The following is a 4,252-nucleotide window of genomic DNA, read 5'->3' on the forward strand; positions in this document are numbered from 1 at the left end:
TCTGATTAAAAGAAAAGGTGCTGCCAAAGTAATATTTGAATATATGATCCTTAGTTCCATAAGCAGAAAAACCTTCTAAATAGATGGATTTATTAAACAAAGGAGTTGTTCTGCCACCCAGCCGAAACCTGGATCCTTCTACAGAATTAAAGGAATAAGAGGCGTCGAAAGGCCCGGCCTGTATTGCCCCGAAATCGGCATAGCCGCCGGCAATCGTTGATGCTATCCAGCTTGTCCTTTTAAAGGAAGGCATACTTTCTAATCTGTTAAAATTAGCATATACTTTGGCTTGCCGTGATGTAAGGGTATCCGGACGGTGTTTTTGCCAATACCCGGTATCAGCCTGGTTTGAATTTATAGCAGTCTGAGAACTTTTGCCTTCATAAAACGGGGCAGGAAGCGGTGTGTTTAATTTATAATGCTCATAAAATACCGTCCGTTCACCAAATAACCCTAAACCCTTATTTTTCAAAATACCAAAATCAGTTATTACATCACTTTTAGTCAGGTAATAGCGCCCATCAGGATACTTTCCAAAATCCTGGACAACCTTCAGGCTCCGCATGAAATTGATATTGATTTGTTTATTGACGTTTAGTTCACAGGACTGCACAGCATAATGCCCGTCTAGGGTGACCAGTATTTTTCCTTCAAATAACAGGTCGCCTTTGTTGCGGGGCGTGAAACTTATTTCGACCAATTTTTCTTTGCCTGATTGTACGGTGTCTGTAATAAAGAACTTGTAAAAATCTGGGGCATGGTCAGCAATCGGGCTCAGGAACTGATTGGTGATAATAAAAATATTATTGTCATAAATATCTATATTATTACCATATAGCCGGTTAAGATAGGTGTCTAAGCCAACGGTATCAACAAATGTAATGATATTGAGTTCCTTTTGCGCATTTAGTATCTGTATAGATTTAGGCGGATTTTTTTTGTAATAATATTGGTAGCGTTTTTCACTAAAGTAAACCGGCAGCGATGTTTGTGCTTCTCCGTTGATAACTTGTGCCGTATCCAGCATGAATTTGTATTTACTGAAAAAAGGACCGTTAAGAAATTTAGGCGAAAGATGGAAAAGTGATAAAGCCAATCGTTCATATTGATCATATTGCAAGTAATCTGCACTTTCCATCCGGTTTTGGTCTTTATGATCAATTACCTGTTGAATGAGATCAACGGCCGGGTTTCCCTTGTTCCGGTATCGTTTACTACTTTTGGCCGAAGTAATCATCACCTCTTTTAGCTGGGTTTGGCTGCTTTGGAGCCGAATATGCAGTTCATTAAGCTGGCCCGGTTTTATTGTTTTTGTTATGGTTTGATACCCCATATAAGAAAAGGTAATGCTGCTGAATAAACCGGGCGCACTTAAAACAAATTTGCCCTGCCTGTCAGACATGGTTCCATAACTGCTGTCGGTAAAGTCTATAGTGATAAATGGAAGCGATTTACCGGAAACAGCATCAATAACCTGCCCGCTCACACTGGTAACCTTTTGTAAGGTGTCTTCTTTTTTTATGAGCGTATCTTTTTGCTGTGCCACACACCATAAAGGAGCTGTAACCAGCGCAAAAACACATACTTCTTTCAACTTATTATAGCACACAAATTTCAAACTCAAAAGCATATCCTGTCATTGATAATTTAATCTATCGCACATAGCTGATAATTCATTAATTATAAAATGAATTATCAGAAGCAAAAGACCGTAGCGTATTTATATTGCCATATAAGTATTTGAAATGGAATGATTGAAAAATAATATCCTGCCAAATATATTTCCGGATTCTGTACCAATATTGGTTTTTGAGATATTGATACTTGTTTTGACAAGCAGGTTATTAATTATAGTTAAAGAAGATTTGATGGTTTGCAAACCAGAACCGGAAGTATTTTCATTTTAATAACAGGTTAAAAGGGCCCTGTAACCCCTTAAAAAGCCTTTTAAGATGATTATTTGAGATATCAAAAGGTATAACCAATACTTTACGTTCAATCCACAAAACTTTGAGTACCTTTGCAGCCAGCATATGAGACAACTCAAAATAACCCAATCAATAACCAATCGTGAATCACAATCACTTGACAAATATTTAAGTGAAATTGCAAAGGTAGATCTGATAACAGCACAGGAAGAAGTGATTCTTGCGCAAAAGATTCGCGAAGGCGACCAGGCCGCTTTAGAACGTTTAACAAAAACAAATTTACGTTTCGTTGTATCAGTTGCTAAGCAGTATCAAAACCAGGGACTTACTTTGGGTGACCTTATAAACGAAGGAAACTTAGGTTTAATCAAAGCTGCTAAAAGGTTTGACGAAACCAAAGGGTTTAAATTTATATCGTATGCTGTTTGGTGGATACGCCAGTCTATTCTGTCTGCAGTTGCCGAGCAGTCTCGTATTGTGCGGTTGCCACTTAACCAGGTTGGCTCATTAAGCAAGATCCGCAAATCATCCTCAAAATTAGAACAACAATTTGAGCGGCCACCTACCCCCGAGGAGTTGGCGGAAGATCTGGAAACTACTTCCGAAAAAATTTCTGATGCTTTATCAAACTCAGGTCGCCACGTGTCTGTTGACGCGCCATTTGTTACCGGTGAGGAAAATACATTACTTGATGTTTTGATGAGTGCGGATGCAGGTACAGACAGCGAGTTGATGAATGATTCATTAACCCAGGAAATAAAACGATCATTAGGTATTTTGGCTGAACGGGAGAGACAAGTGATAGTTCTGTTTTTTGGTTTAAATAGTGTTGCGGCCCATTCGTTAGAAGAAATTGGCGAGAAGTTTAGCCTTACCCGTGAACGTGTACGCCAGATAAAAGATAAAGCGCTTATGCGCCTTAGACAGAATTCAAAATCAAGATTGCTGCAATCTTATTTATAGGTAATTTTTCTTTTTTTAGTTTTTGGGATTGTGAGTTGCGACTATTAAATAGCCGATATTTTAAATATTGCTTTTAAAAAACAAAACTTTAAAATTGAGTTTTCACTTTTGTAAAAATTAAAAATTTATGACACTAGTAAAAGCCTATGCTGCACAAGCTGCAGACAAACAACTTACCCCATATTCCTTTGATCGCCGCGAACCGGGCACGGATGATGTAGAAATAAAGATCTTATATTGTGGTGTATGTCACTCTGATATTCACACGGCCCGCAATGAGTGGGGCGGTACCGTTTACCCTGCTGTACCCGGCCACGAAATTGTTGGTAAAGTAACCCGCGTTGGTACTAATGTCAGCAAATTTAAAATTGGTGATACAGTAGGTGTTGGCTGCTTTGTTGATTCATGTATGCATTGCTCTAATTGTAATAACGACCTGGAGCAATATTGCGAGAACGGCAATACCCAAACCTATAACTCATTAAGCCAGGATAAGCAAACTATAACACTTGGCGGTTATTCAAGCCATATTGTAGTAACCCAGCATTTTGTGCTATCTATATCTGATAAATTGCCGTTAGAGAAAGTTGCGCCTTTGTTATGTGCAGGTATCACAACTTATTCGCCATTACGCCATTGGGGCATAAAAGCAGGCGATAAAATAGGTGTTGTTGGCTTAGGCGGACTGGGCCACATGGCTGTAAAGTTGGCAGCATCAATGGGTGCAGAAGTTACTATGTTAAGCCGCTCAAAAAGCAAAGAAAAAGACGCTGCAAGGTTGGGTGCCAAGCATTTTAAATTAACTACCGATAAAGATACTATGGCCGAATTGGCCAACAGTTTCAACTTTATTTTAGATACTGTTTCTGCTGCGCATGATTATAACGAATACCTGGGCTTATTAAAAAGCGATGGTGTAATGATAATAGTTGGTGCCCCATCAGAACCTACCCCGGTTTCGGCCTTTCAATTTATTTTGGGCAGGCGCAGTTTGGTAGGATCATTGGTTGGTGGTGTTAAAGAAACTCAGGAAATGCTGGATTATTGTGCCGAGCACAATATCACATCAGATGTAGAGGTAATAAATATCAACCAGATAAATGAAGCTTACGAACGTACTTTAGCTGGCGACGTGCATTATCGTTTTGTAATTGATATGGCTACGCTGTAAATGCTATAAGTGATATAAAAAAGGTGGTTAATTTAGATTAACCGCCTTTTTTTATGCTATAACGAGGCTTTTTTTAGCCAAAAAGCTTGTACTACATTAAATAATCCCGAAATAATAAAAGCTAACGCTGTCCAAAAAACAAGAGTTATTGAACCAAACATGGGGTTAAACAATATTGCCATAGCAAACA

4 protein-coding genes are annotated in these 4,252 nt (G+C 38.7%); 2 read left to right on the forward strand and 2 right to left on the reverse strand.

Translation table 11 applies throughout. The features are described from left to right. Positions 1-1,594 (reverse strand): DUF5686 and carboxypeptidase-like regulatory domain-containing protein (locus JWP71_RS01760; protein WP_299496422.1); only part of this gene is annotated, 1,594 nt, incomplete at its 3' end. 439 nt (positions 1,595-2,033) lie between these two features. On the opposite strand from JWP71_RS01760, the gene JWP71_RS01765 reads away from it, so the two are divergent. Both JWP71_RS01765 and JWP71_RS01770 read left to right on the forward strand, forming a co-directional pair. Beyond that, on the forward strand, positions 2,034-2,891 hold the full coding sequence (locus JWP71_RS01765) for an RNA polymerase sigma factor RpoD/SigA (protein WP_299496424.1): 858 nt from the start codon (positions 2,034-2,036) through the stop codon (positions 2,889-2,891). Positions 2,892-3,018: 127 nt separating this feature from the next. Further along, positions 3,019-4,062 carry an NAD(P)-dependent alcohol dehydrogenase gene (locus JWP71_RS01770; RefSeq protein WP_299496426.1) on the forward strand — a complete coding sequence of 348 codons (1,044 nt, stop codon included), beginning with the start codon at positions 3,019-3,021 and terminating at the stop codon, positions 4,060-4,062. Between the two features lie 56 nt (positions 4,063-4,118). Here JWP71_RS01770 and JWP71_RS17305 read toward each other — a convergent pair whose 3' ends face one another. Next, complete coding sequence (locus JWP71_RS17305) at positions 4,119-4,244, reverse strand: DUF308 domain-containing protein (protein WP_366143511.1); 126 nt, start codon at positions 4,242-4,244, stop codon at positions 4,119-4,121. Positions 4,245-4,252: the final 8 nt, after the last annotated feature.

The sequence above is a fragment of the Mucilaginibacter sp. genome (assembly GCF_028287845.1).
Lineage (GTDB): Bacteria > Bacteroidota > Bacteroidia > Sphingobacteriales > Sphingobacteriaceae > Mucilaginibacter.

Excerpts from the sequence above, each read along its gene's own strand:
- JWP71_RS01765 (WP_299496424.1), top strand. The coding sequence starts at position 2,034 with ATGAGACAACTCAAAATAACCCAATCAATAACCAATCGTGAATCACAA.
- JWP71_RS01770 (WP_299496426.1), top strand. The coding sequence starts at position 3,019 with ATGACACTAGTAAAAGCCTATGCTGCACAAGCTGCAGACAAACAACTT.
- JWP71_RS17305 (WP_366143511.1), bottom strand. The coding sequence starts at position 4,244 with ATGGCAATATTGTTTAACCCCATGTTTGGTTCAATAACTCTTGTTTTT.